We start from the raw sequence: 13,567 nt of genomic DNA, 5'->3' as shown, positions 1-13,567 counted from the left end.
TCGTCGGCCGCGGTTGCCCGGCGGCAACTGCCTGGGCGCGCCTGCCGGAACTCCGGCCGCCCAGGCGACTTCCACTGCGAATGCCAGGGACCGCAGCCGGGAGAGCCGCATGAAGAGCAAGCTGATCCACGAGGCACATGGGCAGCGCAGCTTCGTCGTCGTGCTGGCCACCGATGACGAGATCCAGGATTGCCTCGGCCGGTTCGCGACCGAGCAGAAACTTTCCGCGGCGCAGGTCTCCGCCATCGGCGCGTTCCGGCGTGCCACCCTCCGCTTCTTCGACTGGCAGACGAAGGCGTACCAGCCGATCCAGGTGGAGGAGCAGGTGGAGGTCCGCCTGGATTGATCCGGGCCGAGGCCGCGCCTCAGCCGCTGAAGCCGAAATACCAGACGGCCACCGGCACGGCGGAGAGCAGGACCATGGATGCCACCACCACCGCGCCGTCCCGCGCCAGCAGCCCGGCCGCGAACAGCGCGATCACGGCGGAGGCGATGGAGCCGGAAGTCGGGATCACCTCCATCAGCGGCATGAAGAGCGTCAGGCCCATGATCAGCACCAGGGGCAGGAGAAGCCACGGCCGGTGCAGCAGCCAGGTGAGCCGCTCACCCAAGTAACGTTCCACGAAGCGGACTGGCTTGCGCAGCCAGCCGATCCCCTTGCAGAGCTTCCGGGTGGAAATCTGGCGGCGGGTGATGAATTGCGGCAGCCACACGCTGTCCCGCCCCGCGATCATCTGCACCGCGAGGATGAAGACGATCACCGCCACGGTCGCAGTGAGGCCCGGGATCGCGCTCGCGGGGGAGGTCGAGATCAGCGAGAAGATCAGCATCAGCGAGGCGAAGGACTGGTGCCCAAGCTTCTCGACCACCTGCTCGACGGTGATGCTGTCTCCCTGTGCCGAGCCTTCCAGCTGATCGAGCACATCGCTGAGGGTATGGGTGCGTTCGTCCGGCATGCGTCACCTTGCTGCCGATGCCAAACTCGCTGCCCCCCGGCCGGTTCCGTGGGACGGTTCCGCGGACGGGGGTGGCTGATGGGCCGGCGGCGTCACCCCGCCGGCCCATCAGCCTAGGCCGCGCGGCTGGTCTGCTCGATCGCGATCGGAAAATGACGGATCCGGACGCCGGTCGCATGCCACACCGCATTGGCGATCGCGCCCGCCGTGCCGGTGATGCCGATTTCGCCGACGCCCTTGATGCCGAGCGCATTCACATGCGGATCCTGCTCCTCGACCAGGATCGCCTCCACCGAGGGGACGTCGGCATTCACCGGCACGTGGTACTCGGCCAGGTCGGTATTCATGATGCGTCCGGTGCGCGGGTCCATCGCGGCGCGTTCGTGCAGGGCGAAGGACAGCCCCCAGATCATGCCGCCATAGTACTGGCTGCGCACCAGCCTCGGGTTGATGACCCGGCCCGCGGCAAAGGCGCCGACCAGGCGCGTGGCGCGGATCTGGCCGAGCTCGGGGTCCACCTTCACCTCGGCGAAGACCGCGCCATGCGCGTGCATCGCGTAGCGTTCCGTCGCGGCGGCATCCGCGGCCGCGCTGCCGCGCCCCTCGACCATGTCGAGGCCGGCACGGGCGAGGATGTCGGCATAGCTCTCGCCGCGGTTCTCGTCGTCCCGGCGCAGCAGCCGGCCGCCGCGGGCCACCACGCCGACATTGCCGGCGCCGAACAGCGGCGAGCGCGGATCGGCCAGGGCCAGCTCCGCCAGCCGCGCGATCGCCTGGCCGCCCGCGGCATGGATGGCACCGCCGGCGCTGGCGGTGTGGGCGGAGCCGCCGGCGATGCCGGCATTCGGAAGGTCGGAATGGCCGGCGCGGAACTCCAGCCGGTCAAGCCCGAGGCCAAGGCTGTCGGCCGCGATCTGCGCGAAAGCGGTCCAGGCGCCCTGACCCATGTCGTGCGTGCCGGATTCCATCAGCCCGCTGCCATCGCGCCGCAGCACCGCGCGCGCCTCGGCCTGGAACATATGCGCCGGGAAGGTGGCGGTGCCGACGCCCCAACCCACCAGCAGCCCGTCCGCGTCCCGCATCCGGCGCGGCGCCAGCGGCCGGCCGGCCCAGCCGAAATGCGCCGCGCCCTCCGCATAGCATTCGCGCAGGGCCTTGGAGGAGAACGGCTTGCCGGACACCGGCTCGACCTCGGCGTAGTTCTTCAGGCGGAAGTCCAGCGGGTCCATGCCGCAGGAATCGGCCAGCTCATCGATCGCGCTTTCCAGCGCGATGCTGCCACTGGCCAGCCCGGGGGCGCGCATGAAGCCCGGCGTGCCGGTGTCCAGCCGCACCGCCTCATTGGTGATCGCGATCGCCGGAGCGGCATATACCGCCTGGCTGACGCCGGCCGATGGCTCCAGGAACTCGTCGAAGCGGCTGGTCGCGGTGCGGACATGGTGGTGGATGGCGACCAGTGCGCCATCCTGCGCGGCGCCGAGGCGCAGCGTCTGCCGGGTCGGCGAGCGATGGCTGACGGGGCCGTACATCTGCGCCCGCGTCAGCACCAGCTTCACCGGCCACCCGACGAGCCGCGCCGCGAGGATGCCCAGCACCTGCGGCCCGGTCAGTAGCTTCGATCCGAAGCCGCCGCCCAGGAAGGGACTGCGGATGTGGAGATCCTCCATCCGGATGCCCAGCAGCGCGGCCAGGCGCATCTGCGTCAGCGCCAGGCCCTGCGTCGGCAGGTCCAGCGACAGCGCATCGCCGTCCCAGGCGGCGACGACGCAGTGCGGCTCCATCGCATTGTGGAATTGCAGCGGCGTCTCGTAGGTCGCCTCAATGCGTTGCGCGGCCGCGGCCAGCCCGGCCTCGACATCGCCGTGCCACATCTCGGCCGGGGCGCCGACGCCGACGCTTTCCGGCACGAAGGCCCCCGCGGCATCCAGGGTGACCTCGACCGGCTCGGCCTCGTAGCGCGGCGCGAGCAGGGCGGCGGCTTCCGTCGCCGCCTCCAGCGTCTCGGCGATGACCACGGCGATGGGCTGGCCGGCGTAGCGCACGCGGTCGTCCTGCAGCAGGTCCATGCTGAAGGAGAAGGGCACCGATTTGTCGTCCGGATGCAGCGCCAGGGCCGGCCGGTTGGCCGTGACCATCACCTCGACCACGCCGGGATGCGCCCGGGCCGACTGGATATCCAGGAAGGCGACGCGGCCACGGGCGATGCGGCTGACCGCTAGCACGGCGTGCAGCATGCCCGATGGGTGGTTGTCGGCGGCGTAGCGCGCCTGGCCGGTGACCTTCAGCACGCCGTCGCGGCGCGTGACCGGCTGGCCGATGCTGGAGCCATGCCGCATGTGTTGGATCTCAGACATGCAGACCTCGGGGCCGGGGGGTGGATGAGGAGGCAAAGGCGGAGGCGGGCAGGGCCGGCAGCCGGTCCGGCGTGCCGGCGGCGGCGAGCGTCAGCGCACGGATCGCGATGCGCCGTGCCAGCTCGATCTTGAAGCCGTTGTCGCCGGAGGGCCGCGCCTCGGCGAGCGCGGCTTCCGCGGCGCGGCGGAAGGCCGCGGCATCGGGCGTGGCACCGGCCAGCGCGGCTTCCGCCGCCCGCGCCCGCCAGGGCTTCGCCGCGACACCGCCAAGCGCCAGCCGGGCCTCGGTGATCCGGCCATCCGCGATCCGCAGCGCGGCGGCGGCGGAGACCACGGCGAAGGCGTAGGAGGTGCGTTCGCGCAGCTTGGCGTAGCGGGCATGCGCGGCGAAGCCGGCGGCCTCGGCCGGCAGCCGCAGCGCGACGACGAGGTCGCCAGGCGCCAGCACGCTTTCGCGCTCCGGGGTATCGCCGGGCAGCAGGTGGAAATCGGCCAGGGGGATTTCACGGCGGCCCGCCGGCCCCTCGATCTCCACCACCGCGTCGAGCGCCACCAGCGGCACGCAGAAATCGGACGGGTGCGTGGCGATGCAGTGCTCGCTCCAGCCCAGCACGGCATGCATGCGGTTCTCGCCGCCGCGCGCGTCGCAGCCGCTGCCGGGTGCGCGGCGGTTGCAGGCGCTGGCGGTGTCCTGGAACCAGGCGCAGCGCGTGCGCTGCAACAGGTTGCCGCCAACGGTCGCCATGTTGCGCAGCTGCGCCGAGGCGCCGGAGAGCAACGCCTCCGCCACGACAGGGAAGCGCTGGCGGAAATCGGGATCATGCGCCAGGTCGGCATTGCGCACCTGCGCGCCGATCCGCACGGTGCCATCCGGCAGTTGCTCGATGATGTCGAGGTCCGGCAGGTGGTTCAGGTCGATCAGCCGTTCCGGCCGCGCGACGCCGATCTTCATCAGGTCGAGCAGGTTGGTTCCGGCGGCGAGATAGGCGCTGCCGGGAATCGCGGCGGCGGCGACGGCCTCGGCCACGCTGCGCGGTCGTACATATTCGAAGCGGTTCATGCCGCCTTCTCCTGCGTGGTGTCGGCCATGATCCGCGTCGCTTCGAGGACAGCCTCGGTGATGCCGCGATAGGCGCCGCAGCGGCAGAGATTGCCGCTCATCCCCTCCCGCACCCGCTCGGCATCGTCGCCGGCCTGGCCTTCGCCGATCAGGCCGATGGCGCTCATGATCTGGCCGGGGGTGCAGAAGCCGCACTGGAAGGCGTCATGCGCGATGAAGGCGGCCTGCACGGGGTGCAGCGCCTGCCCCTCCGCCAGGCCCTCGATGGTCAGGATATCCGCGCCGTCATGGCTGATCGCCAGGGCCAGGCAGGCGTTCACGCGGCGGCCATCCAGCAGGATGGTGCAGGCACCGCACTGGCCGCGATCGCAGCCCTTCTTGGTGCCGGGCAGGTCCAGCCGCTCGCGCAGCAGGTCCAGCAGGGTGACGCGCGGATCGTCCAGCTCGACGGTCCGCGGGACCCGGTTGATGGTGAGCGTGACCAAATAGCTCATGCGGAGCCTCCGATGGGGGCGTTTGCGGATAGGCCGGCGGGGCGGGGCGAATTAGCTTGCCACGGCATTGGAATCCGTCGCCCGGCTTGGCAGCGGGGCCTATCCGATCTGCTGCCGCGGGGTCATATGCGGAGGGTGCCTCCGCTTGCAAGAGCAAACGGAGGATGCCTCCGTTTTTTAAAGAGGAGATTCGGGTCGACCATGACCGAGGAGCCCAGCCGACCGCGCAAGCCTCGCGCCGATGCCGTCCGGAATCGCGAACGCGTGATGGAGGCGGCGAAGGCGGTGTTCAGCCAGGGCGGCCCGGAGGCCGGGCTGGAAACCGTGGCCCGGCGGGCCGGCGTCGGCATCGGCACGCTCTATCGCCACTTCCCGACGCGGGAGGCGCTGTATGAGGCGGTCTTTCGGCGCGAGGTGGAGCAGCTAGCGGAGCTCGCCCGGCAGCTCAGCCCGGACCTGCCCGGCCTGCGCCGCTGGTCGCAGGCGCTGGTGGAGTTCGTCGCGACCAAGAAGGGCATGGCCGCGGCGCTCGCACTGGCCGCGCACAAGCCGCCGGAGCTGATGGCCTACACCAGTGGCAAGCTGCATGAGGCGATCGGGATGCTGCTGGGCCCGGCGGCCGAGGCCGGCGAGATCCGGCGCGACATCGGCCCGGAGGACCTGCTGCGGGCCGTCGTCGGGCTGTGCTACCTGCAGGATGGACCGGACTGGCAGGCGCAGGTGATGCGCCTGCTCGATGTCTTCATGGACGGGCTGCGGCTTCCGCAGGGCGGTCCGCCGGCGCGGGCTGGCGAACGCGGCTGAAGCCTGGCGCGGGCCGGGCGAAGTCCCCCGGCCGGGCAAGGCACGCCCCCGGTAAGGCGGGGTCTCAGATGAAGGTCAGCAGCCTGCGGGGGTTGCCGACCATGATCGCCTCGATCTCGGATTCCTTCCAGCCGCGCTTCCGCATGTGCGGCAGCACCTTGTTCTGGATATGGGCATAGCCGTGCCCGCCCCATTCGCTGAACTGGATGGTGTGGCAGATGTCGTGGCTGATCACGACCTGGTCGAGATGGCCGCGATCGATCACCCGGCGGATGGTGCGCAGCCGCATGCCGTCATTCGGCATGTCGATGTCGGAATGCGCGTAGTAGGTGTTCTCCTGCCCGAACAGGTCCCATTCCAGGATCACCCCGGCATCGGCCAGGCGGAACAGCCGGTCATCGTCGAAGATGGTGCGGTCGATGTGGTCGATGATGGTGCGCGACATGTCCGCGCCGTGCTCGCGCAGGAACTCCACCAGCATCGAGGGATGGTCCTCGTGCCGCGCCGGATGGATGGTGAGCGACGCGCCGGTTTCCTGCTGTGCGATGACGGCACCGGCCAGCACGCGCTTCTCGAGGTCCGTCCACGGCCATTCGCAGCCGATCTCGCCGACGATGCCGGCCCGCACATCCGTACCCCAGGCGCCCTGCTGGACCTGATCCACCATCTCCTTCGCGAAGCTGTCGATGCTGCGGTCGTGGTTCGCCGGGTCCTGGTAGGAATGCACATAGTGCCCGCAGCCCATGACGATATGCGCGCCGGTCTGCCGCGCCACCTGCGCCAGGCCTTCCGGGTCGGGCTCCAGCCCGCCGATTGTCAGCTCCACCACCGTCTTGCCGCCGGCATCCACCATTTCCTGCGTCGCGCGCGCGGCGACGTCGCGGTCCTTCTGGGTGGTGTTGCGGATATCCCCGACGTGGCTGTTGAGCAGGTCCCAGTACTGCCCGGGCTGCGGCCCGCCGCTGACATCTGGCCGGCGCTGGCTGGGGTGGGTGATGTTCCAGATCAGATGCTCATGCATCAAGGTCGGGCCGAGCTCGGCCGGATCGACAAGGCCGAGCACCGTCTGGGCCTTGCCCCGCATCTCGTCGCGCGTCAGGCGCATGCATCTCTCTCCTTGTGTGATGGCATCGGGTGTGACGGCATCGGGTGTGACGGCATCGGGTGTGATGGCATCGGCATCAGGCCCAGCGGACGTTCCAGGGATAGCTGGAGGCGCTTTTCAGGAAGCCGGTCAACCTTGCGTCGTAGGCGGTGCGGATGAAGTAGCGGCCGAGCGGCACCACCGGAACTTCGCGGAAGGATTCCTGCTGGATCTCCTCGGCCAGTTGCGCCTGCTCCGCTTCGGTCGGCGCCTGCAGCCACTGTGCCGCAAGCTCCTCGACCCGGGGATTGCTGTACCAGCCGAACCAGCCGCGCTCGCCCTGGCCGCGCAGGATCGGGCTGGTGGCGGGGTTGAGGATCGACGGGCTCGGCCACCAGGTATGGAAGATGGACCAGCCGCCGCGATCGATCGGCTCCTTGCTGACGCGGCGCTGCACGACCGAACCCCAATCGGTCTCGATCAGCTCGACATTCATGCCGAGCCGGCTCAGCAGGTCCGCCGTCACCAGGCCGAAGGGCGCGATGCTCGGCAGGTCGCTCGGGTTGATGATGACGACCTTCTCGCCGTTGTAGCCGCCATCGCGCAGCATCTGCTTGGCGCGGTCCATGTCCGCCGGCTTGCCGAGCAGCTCGGGCGGGATGGTCTCGCGGCCATAGGGCGTGCCGCAGGGCCACATGGAATGGCACTCGCTGAAGATCTCGGGGTCGTTGCCGGTGATCGCGCGCAGATAGTCATCCTGCTTCGCCGCGTAGAGAATCGCCCGGCGCACCGCCGCCTTGTCGAACGGCGCATGCAGGTGGTTGAAGCGCAGCGTGCCGATGTAGCCGGCCGGATCGTTCACCGCGACGCGCAGGTTGCGGCTGCGCCGGAGCAGGGGCGTGAGATCCGGGTTCACCTGGTCCCACCAATCCACCTCGCCCGCCTGCAACGCAGCCGCGGCGGTGGCGCTGTCCGGCAGCACGTGCCACTCGATGCGCTCGAAATGCGCCACCTTGCCGCCGGCGGTGTTCTCGGCCGGCTCCTGCCGCGGCACATAGCCATCGAACTTCGCATAGGCGACCCGGCTGCCGGAGACGTATTCATCCTGCAGGAAGCGATAGGGGCCGGAGCCCACCATCTCCGTCACCTGGCGGAAGGGATCGGTGCGCGCCAGCCGCTCCGGCATCATCAGCGGCATGTTGGACGCCGTCTTGCCGATGGCCGAGAGCAGCATCGGGAAGGGGGTCTTGAGGCGGATCCGCAGCGTGCGGTCATCCGTCGTGCCCCATTCCTCAACGGCGGCGGCGAGGGATTGGCCGAAGACGTCGCGCCGGCTCCAGCGCTGCAGGCTGGCGACGCAATCGCGTGCCAGCACGCGTTCCCCGTCATGCCAGCGCAGCCCTTCGCGCAGGCGGATGGTCCAGGTCAGGCCGTCATCGGAAACGCTGTGTCCCTCGGCCATCTGCGGGCGGATGCGGCCGGAATCGTCGGTGCCGTACAGCGTATCGAACACCGTGTAGCCATGCACGGAGGTCACCGCCGCCGTCGTCCAGACGGGGTCCAGCGCCGTCAGATTGGCCTGCGGCACGAAGCGCAGCACGCGACGGTCGTTGCGCTGGGCACGCGCGGGCGCCGCGCCCGCTGCGACCAGTCCGGCGGATGTGGCGAGGAATCGGCGTCGATCCATGGGCGGGTCTCCTCGTCTGGAAAAGGGGGGGTTCAGGCGCGCGGCAGCAGGGCGGCGCGGGCCTCGGCGAAATCGGCCACGGCGGCGGCGAGCCGGTCGAGCTCCGCCTCGCCGACCGGCAGGCTGAGCGCGATCATGCCGCGCCGCGCGAGGTAGATGCCGCTGGCGAGTATGTCGAAGAAGAACAGCTCGCGCAGCGCTTCCTCCTCCGCCGTCGGTGGTTCGGGGCGCTCGATCGGGCCGGCGCGGAACTGCGCTGTGGCCATCGAGCCGATGCCGGAGAAATGCATCGTCGTGCCCATGCCGGTGAGGATGCCGTTCAGCCGCGCGCGCATCGCCTCGCCGCGGGCGAACAGCGTCTCCGCGACTTCAGGGGTGAAGATCTTGCCGAGTGCGACATTGCCGGCGGCCATCGACAAGACGTTGTTGTTGAAGGTGCCGGCATGGGCGATGCGGCCATCGAACAGCCCCATGATGTCGGCGCTGCCGCCGAAGGCGCCGAAGGACATGCCGCCGGCCATGTACTTGCCCAGCGTGGTCAGGTCGGGCGTGATGCCCAGCCGGGCCTGCATGCCGCCGCCGCTCATGCGCGAGGTCATCACCTCGTCGAAGATCAGCACGATGCCCGCTTCCGTCGTCGCCTGGCGCAGCGCGGCGAGGAAATCGGGCCGCGCCGGAATGCAGCCGCCGCTGCCCAGCATCGGCTCGATGATCACCGCGGCCAGCCGGTCCGCGTGCTCGCGGATCAGCGCGACGGTGCCTTCCACGTCGTTGTAGTCGGCCATCACGAAGGGGAAGGGCACGGTGGCCGGGTTGGTGCCGGAGAGCGGGAACAGCAGCACGCCGCCATGGTAGCCGCCGCGGAAGGCGAGCACCGCATCGCGGCCGGTGAAGGCGCGCGCGGCGGTCAGCGCCATCAGGTTCGCCTCGGTGCCGCTATTGGTGAAGCGGACCAGCTCGACCGAGGGAAAGCGGCCGCAGATCAGGCCGGCCAGCGAGGTTTCCGCCGCGCCGACCGCCGCAAGGTTGAGGCCCCGCCCGAGCGCCTCGCGCACCGCATCATGGATGCGCTGTTCGGAATGGCCGAACAGCCCCGCGGTGTATTCGCCGCACAGGTCCAGGTAGTCGCGGCCATCGACGTCCCGCAGATGGCAGCCCTCGCCCTTCTCCATGGCGGTCGGGAAGGGCGAATACATCAGCACGCTGCGGGTGTTGCCGCCGGGCATGACCTGGCGGGCGCGCTCATGCAGGGCCTGGCTGGCGGGATGCGCGGCGACATAGGCTTCGCGCGCCTCCGCGACTGCCGAGGCGAGGTCGCTGTTGCGAAGCTTCACGGCGGCGCTCACGGGCGCAGGCTCCGGCATCGGGCGGAAATGGGCATCGGGGACTCCAACGGCTTGCAAGGAACGCTCTTGCCGCTTGGCCACTTCCAGCCGACATCAACGTGATGACGCCAAAAGACCAACCGGCGGTGCCAGAAACGGTGGAAATGTGATCACATAATGTCAGGAAGCGCTATCGCATTTTTGCCGTCGCCGGAGGAGCAAGGGCTGCCCCTGGAGGAGATGACCTATCGCCGGCTGCGGGAGGCGCTGGTCAGCGGCGCGGTTCTGCCCGGGGACCGGCTGTCCATCCGTGGGGTGGCGGCATCGCTCGGCGTCAGCGCCATGCCGGCGCGCACGGCGCTACGGCGCCTGGCCGCGGAGCAGGCGCTGGACATGCTGCCCTCCGGCACCGCCGTGGTGCCGCGGCTGACCCGGGCTGGCTTCGCCGAACTCAGCGCGGTGCGGGCGGAACTGGAGCCGCTGGCGGTACGGCTGGCCGCGGCCCACCTTCCCGAAGCCGATCTGGCGGAGCTGGCCGGATTGGTGGCCGCGCATGACGCGGCGCGGGAGGCGGCCGATGCCGATGCCGCCCAGGCGGCGGATCGCGACTTCCTGTTCCGGATCTACCGCGCCGCGCAGGCCCCGCTGCTGCTGGGCCTGATCGAGACCCTGTGGCTGCGACGCGGGCCGCTATTCCGGTCCGTGGGCGCTCTCGTCGCCGCATCGGGCGGCCTGCGGCACAACCACGCGGCGATGCTCGACGCGCTGCGCCGCGGCGCCGGGGAGGCTGCCGCGGCCTTGCTGCGGCGCGAGATCGAGGAGGCGACGCGCTTCATCCAGTCGAAGGTGCGCTTCGAGGGCGACGACACCGCCGCCGAGCGGCTCGCCGCCATCGGCAGGGCCGGGCGCAACGCGGAGGTCCGCGCTCCTGTTTCCCTCTCGCTGCACCGGCGCAGGACGAAGCGCCCGGAATGAGGATTTGGTGTAAGCCGCGGCGCGTGTCCGGCTAAGCCGCCGCGCGGAGGGCCGCCCCGCCCAGCACCCGGGCCCCGCGCACGAAATCGGCTTCCGTCATGCTCTCCGCCGGGTTGTGGCTGCCATTCGCATTGCGGACCAGGATCACCGAGGCCGGGATGCCCGCCTGGTGGAACATCGCCGCGTCATGCCCGACGGTGGCGAGGTGCGTGCAGCCGATTCCGAGCGCCCCGGCCGCCCCCTCCACGGCCGCAACCAGGGCGGCATCGAGGTGGGACGGCATGGAACCGAAGCGCGGCCCCATCTCGAACCGCACCCCGCGGCGCTGGGCGATGCTGTCGAGCAGGCGGGCCAGCAGCGCATCGGCCTCGGCGATCACATCCTCCCGGATCGAGCCGACATTGAAGCTGAAGCGGACCTCGCCGGGGACCTTGGTCATGGCGTGCGTGGCCGGGTCGGTGCCGAACTTGCCCATGGTGAAGACGCAGGAGGGATCGCGCTGCTCCGTCTCCTCCCAGAACCGTTCGAAGGCGAGGGCAAGCTCGGCCACCGCCAGCACCGCGTCGTGGCGGAAGGCGCGCGGCAGGGCGGCGGAATGGCCGTACTCGCCAAGGCAGCGGGCTTCCGGGTAGCGGATGTTGCCGCGGATATCGGTGGCGATGCCGACCGGCAACGCGGCGGCAGTCAGCAGCGGCCCCTGCTCGATATGCAGTTCCAGGAAGCCGGCCACCGTATCGCGCGAGATCGGCATCTCCGGCGCATCGGCCAGGCCGAGGTCATCGAGATGGTCCTGCAGCGTCCGGCCGCTGTCGATGCGGCGCAGGCCGCTGATCTCCGCCAGCGTCGAATGGCCGAGCATCAGCCGGCTGCCGACATAGGCGGTGCCGAACCACGGGCTTTCCTCGCCGCGCATCGCGACGGCATGGATGCCGCGCCGATGCCCGCCGCTCCGCAGCGCCGCCGCGGCAACCGCCAGCCCGGCCATGACGCCGGCCAGCCCATCGTAATTGCCGCCGCCGGGAACCGAATCCAGGTGCGACCCGGTCATGATGGCCCTGGCCTGCGGATCCGAGCCCGGCACGATGACATGCAGATTGCCGTAGCGGTCCGGCTGCAGCGCCAGCCCGAGGTCGCGGGCGAAGGCCGTCACCCGTTCCGCGGCAAGCTGCTCGCCCTCGCCGTAGCAGGGGCGCGTGATGCCCGCCTGCTTCGTGCCGGTGAGGTGGCCGATCTCCTCCATGACGTCCCAGGCCTGCTTCGCGATCCCAGCCAGCGTCGCATCGAATGTCATGCCGACATCTCCCTTTGGGGCGTGCGCCGAAACCCCGCTTCCGGGTTGCCTTGCGAAGCCGCAAGGCTTGAAATGCTCTACCCCAGCCCCTGCCGCGCCTGGGTTGCCAGGACATCCGCGCGTTCGTTCATCACATCGCCCGCATGGCCGCGCACCCAGCGCCACTCCACCTCATGCGGCTTCGCCGCCGTCAGCAGGCGTTGCCAGAGCGGGTAGTTGGCCACCGGCTGCTTGGCCGCGTTGCGCCAGTTGTTCCGCACCCAGCCCTTGATCCAGCGCTCCATGCCGTTGCGGACATATTCGCTGTCCGTGTGCAGCACCACGCGGCAGGGCTTCTTCAAGGCCTCCAGCGCGGCGCAGGCGGCGGTCAGTTCCATGCGGTTGTTGGTGGTCTCGGCGTCGGCGCCGGTCAGTTCCTTCTCCGTGCCGCCGGAGCGCAGGATGGCCGCCCAGCCGCCGGGTCCCGGGTTCGGCTTGCAGCCGCCATCGGTCCAGATTTCGACGAAGGGCCGCTCCTCCAGCGGCGGTCCCGGCTCGGCCGGGTGCGTCTCAAGCACCGATGGCACCGGGGCTCTCCACCCGCGCGAAGAAGCGCAGTTTCCTGAGGTATTCCAACGGATCTTTCCGGGTCACCAGCGCATCCGCCGGGGTGTGGGTCCAGTCATACAGCCGGGTCAGCAGGAAGCGGATCGCGGCACCGCGGCACAGCACCGGCAGCGCCGCGCATTCCGCCGCGCTCAGCGGCCGCACCGCCTGGTAGGTCGCCAGCATCGCCCGCGCCTTGGTCAGGTTGAAGGCGCCATCGGCCTCGAAGCACCAGGCGTTCAGGCAGACGGCGATGTCGTAGGCCAGCAGGTCGGTGCAGGCGAAGTAGAAGTCGATGATGCCGGAAACGCGCGGCCTGCCCTCGGCATCGGGCAGGAAGAACACGTTGTCCGGGAACATGTCGGCGTGGATCTGCCCGACCGGCAGCGCGTCAGCCGCCGGCCAGCCGGCCAGGATGTCCGCAAGCTGCGCCTCCAGCTCCGCCATCAGCCCGGGCTGCACCTCATCCCCCCGGCCGCGGCAGGCTTCCAGCAGCGGCGCCCAGCCGGCGGGGCCGAGCGCGTTGGGCCGGCGGCCAGCGAAATCGCCGCTCGCCGCATGCAGCCGGGCCAGCGCATCGCCGAGCGGGGCCAGATGCTCCGGCCGCACCCGGCGCGGCCAGACGCCCTCCAGGAAGGTGCAGATCGCCGCCGGCCGCCCGGCCAATTCCCGCAGCGCCTCGCCGTCCCGGCCGCGCACCGGGGTGGGGCAGGCCAGGCCGGCCCGTGCCAGATGCTCCATCAGGCCGAGGAAATAGGGCAGCTCGGCCGGATCGACGCGCCGCTCGTACAGCGTGAGGACGAAGTCGCCGCTTTCGGTGCGCAGCGCGTAGTTCGAGTTCTCCACCCCCTCCGCGATGCCGCGGAAGGCGATCAATCCGCCCAGTTCGTAATCCGTGAGGAAGGCGCGCAGCGCCTCATCCGTCACCTCGGTATAGACAGCCATGAAACGG

Annotated in this window: 13 protein-coding genes; 3 read left to right on the top strand and 10 right to left on the bottom strand. The window is 70.3% G+C overall.

The window, feature by feature from the left end; all coding sequences use genetic code 11:
- The first annotated feature begins 109 nt into the window (after positions 1–109).
- Positions 110–346: a PCC domain-containing protein gene (locus HB662_RS04340; RefSeq protein ID WP_168047463.1), complete on the top strand. Its 237-nt coding sequence runs from the start codon at positions 110–112 to the stop codon at positions 344–346.
- Between the two features lie 19 nt (positions 347–365).
- On the opposite strand, the gene HB662_RS04335 is transcribed toward HB662_RS04340, so the two are convergent.
- The 4 genes from HB662_RS04335 to HB662_RS04320 all read right to left on the bottom strand — a co-directional run bounded on the left by HB662_RS04335 (position 366) and on the right by HB662_RS04320 (position 4,864).
- Positions 366–956, bottom strand: coding sequence for an exopolysaccharide biosynthesis protein (locus HB662_RS04335; protein ID WP_168047461.1), 591 nt, complete (start codon positions 954–956; stop codon positions 366–368).
- 113 nt (positions 957–1,069) lie between these two features.
- Complete coding sequence (locus tag HB662_RS04330) at positions 1,070–3,310, bottom strand: xanthine dehydrogenase family protein molybdopterin-binding subunit (RefSeq protein ID WP_168047459.1); 2,241 nt, start codon at positions 3,308–3,310, stop codon at positions 1,070–1,072.
- Positions 3,303–4,370 (bottom strand): FAD binding domain-containing protein, encoded by a 1,068-nt coding sequence (locus tag HB662_RS04325; RefSeq protein ID WP_168047457.1) that lies wholly within the window; start codon positions 4,368–4,370, stop codon positions 3,303–3,305. The genes HB662_RS04330 and HB662_RS04325 overlap by 8 nt, the downstream gene beginning before the upstream one ends.
- Positions 4,367–4,864 (bottom strand): (2Fe-2S)-binding protein, encoded by a 498-nt coding sequence (locus HB662_RS04320; RefSeq protein ID WP_168047455.1) that lies wholly within the window; start codon positions 4,862–4,864, stop codon positions 4,367–4,369. Before HB662_RS04320 ends, HB662_RS04325 begins: the two co-directional genes overlap by 4 nt.
- Before the next feature lie 201 nt (positions 4,865–5,065).
- Between HB662_RS04320 and HB662_RS04315 the strand changes: the two genes are divergently transcribed.
- On the top strand, positions 5,066–5,668 hold the full coding sequence (locus tag HB662_RS04315) for a TetR/AcrR family transcriptional regulator (RefSeq protein WP_168047453.1): 603 nt from the start codon (positions 5,066–5,068) through the stop codon (positions 5,666–5,668).
- 64 nt (positions 5,669–5,732) lie between these two features.
- Here the strand turns inward: HB662_RS04315 and HB662_RS04310 are convergent, their stop codons facing one another.
- From HB662_RS04310 to HB662_RS04300, 3 genes are all read right to left on the bottom strand, one after another.
- Positions 5,733–6,773: a phosphotriesterase family protein gene (locus tag HB662_RS04310; protein ID WP_168047451.1), complete on the bottom strand. Its 1,041-nt coding sequence runs from the start codon at positions 6,771–6,773 to the stop codon at positions 5,733–5,735.
- Positions 6,774–6,849: 76 nt separating this feature from the next.
- Positions 6,850–8,439 carry an ABC transporter substrate-binding protein gene (locus tag HB662_RS04305; RefSeq protein ID WP_168047449.1) on the bottom strand — a complete coding sequence of 530 codons (1,590 nt, stop codon included), beginning with the start codon at positions 8,437–8,439 and terminating at the stop codon, positions 6,850–6,852.
- A gap of 32 nt (positions 8,440–8,471) precedes the next feature.
- Positions 8,472–9,785, bottom strand: a complete 1,314-nt coding sequence (locus HB662_RS04300) for an aspartate aminotransferase family protein (protein WP_342449436.1) — start codon at positions 9,783–9,785, stop codon at positions 8,472–8,474.
- Positions 9,786–10,004: 219 nt separating this feature from the next.
- Between HB662_RS04300 and HB662_RS04295 the strand changes: the two genes are divergently transcribed.
- A complete protein-coding gene (locus HB662_RS04295) occupies positions 10,005–10,739 on the top strand; it encodes a GntR family transcriptional regulator (protein WP_168047447.1) in 735 nt (244 codons plus the stop codon).
- Positions 10,740–10,770: 31 nt separating this feature from the next.
- Here HB662_RS04295 and HB662_RS04290 read toward each other — a convergent pair whose 3' ends face one another.
- From HB662_RS04290 to HB662_RS04280, 3 genes are all read right to left on the bottom strand, one after another.
- Positions 10,771–12,030 (bottom strand): hydantoinase/carbamoylase family amidase, encoded by a 1,260-nt coding sequence (locus tag HB662_RS04290; RefSeq protein WP_168047445.1) that lies wholly within the window; start codon positions 12,028–12,030, stop codon positions 10,771–10,773.
- A gap of 77 nt (positions 12,031–12,107) precedes the next feature.
- Positions 12,108–12,551: a ribonuclease HI gene (rnhA, locus tag HB662_RS04285; RefSeq protein WP_168047639.1), complete on the bottom strand. Its 444-nt coding sequence runs from the start codon at positions 12,549–12,551 to the stop codon at positions 12,108–12,110.
- A gap of 28 nt (positions 12,552–12,579) precedes the next feature.
- Positions 12,580–13,560, bottom strand: coding sequence for a homoserine kinase (locus HB662_RS04280; protein WP_168047443.1), 981 nt, complete (start codon positions 13,558–13,560; stop codon positions 12,580–12,582).
- Positions 13,561–13,567: the final 7 nt, after the last annotated feature.

The organism is Falsiroseomonas frigidaquae (assembly GCF_012163145.1).
Classification (GTDB): Bacteria; Pseudomonadota; Alphaproteobacteria; order Acetobacterales; family Acetobacteraceae; genus Falsiroseomonas; species Falsiroseomonas frigidaquae.
The sequence above is the reverse complement of the archived record's forward strand: the minus strand, read 5'-3'. Positions and strand labels throughout refer to the sequence as shown.

What these genes read in the sequence shown, in the direction of transcription:
- HB662_RS04320 (WP_168047455.1), bottom strand. Translation starts at nt 4,864, where the DNA reads ATGAGCTATTTGGTCACGCTCACCATCAACCGGGTCCCGCGGACCGTC.
- HB662_RS04295 (WP_168047447.1), top strand. Translation starts at nt 10,005, where the DNA reads ATGACCTATCGCCGGCTGCGGGAGGCGCTGGTCAGCGGCGCGGTTCTG.
- HB662_RS04340 (WP_168047463.1), top strand. Translation starts at nt 110, where the DNA reads ATGAAGAGCAAGCTGATCCACGAGGCACATGGGCAGCGCAGCTTCGTC.
- HB662_RS04315 (WP_168047453.1), top strand. Translation starts at nt 5,066, where the DNA reads ATGACCGAGGAGCCCAGCCGACCGCGCAAGCCTCGCGCCGATGCCGTC.
- HB662_RS04325 (WP_168047457.1), bottom strand. Translation starts at nt 4,370, where the DNA reads ATGAACCGCTTCGAATATGTACGACCGCGCAGCGTGGCCGAGGCCGTC.
- HB662_RS04280 (WP_168047443.1), bottom strand. Translation starts at nt 13,560, where the DNA reads ATGGCTGTCTATACCGAGGTGACGGATGAGGCGCTGCGCGCCTTCCTC.
- HB662_RS04335 (WP_168047461.1), bottom strand. Translation starts at nt 956, where the DNA reads ATGCCGGACGAACGCACCCATACCCTCAGCGATGTGCTCGATCAGCTG.
- HB662_RS04305 (WP_168047449.1), bottom strand. Translation starts at nt 8,439, where the DNA reads ATGGATCGACGCCGATTCCTCGCCACATCCGCCGGACTGGTCGCAGCG.
- HB662_RS04310 (WP_168047451.1), bottom strand. Translation starts at nt 6,773, where the DNA reads ATGCGCCTGACGCGCGACGAGATGCGGGGCAAGGCCCAGACGGTGCTC.
- HB662_RS04290 (WP_168047445.1), bottom strand. Translation starts at nt 12,030, where the DNA reads ATGACATTCGATGCGACGCTGGCTGGGATCGCGAAGCAGGCCTGGGAC.
- HB662_RS04330 (WP_168047459.1), bottom strand. Translation starts at nt 3,310, where the DNA reads ATGTCTGAGATCCAACACATGCGGCATGGCTCCAGCATCGGCCAGCCG.